At 39.3% G+C, this 252-nt stretch carries 1 protein-coding gene; it reads left to right on the top strand.

Translation table 11 applies throughout. From position 1 onward, the window contains the following. Window positions 1-40: 40 nt before the first annotated feature. On the top strand, window positions 41-252 hold a 212-nt coding region (locus tag SB847_RS21715), incomplete at its 3' end, for a hypothetical protein (protein WP_410578771.1).

Here is a 252-nt window from a genome sequence, read left to right as displayed (position 1 = left end):
AAGATGTGTTCGAAAAGGGTGTCAATTGGTTGCTATATCGGTGAACAACGTAGAAGGTTGTGTAGATAGTAGTCAATCCTTGGATCATCCAGTCTTGCGGAAATTTTCGGATGTCTTTGTGGAAGAGATTCCTGGAATTCCTCTAAAGAGAGAAATTGATTTTCAAATCGATTTGGTACCGGGAACAGAGCCTATTTCCAAAACTCCTTACAGAATGACAGCTCAAGAGATGGTTGAACTTAAGATTCAATT

Origin of the sequence: Bacillus sp. SIMBA_026, from assembly GCF_046535335.1 — a bacterium.
GTDB lineage: Bacteria > Bacillota > Bacilli > Bacillales > Bacillaceae > Bacillus > Bacillus velezensis.
The sequence above is the reverse complement of the archived record's forward strand: the minus strand, read 5'-3'. Positions and strand labels throughout refer to the sequence as shown.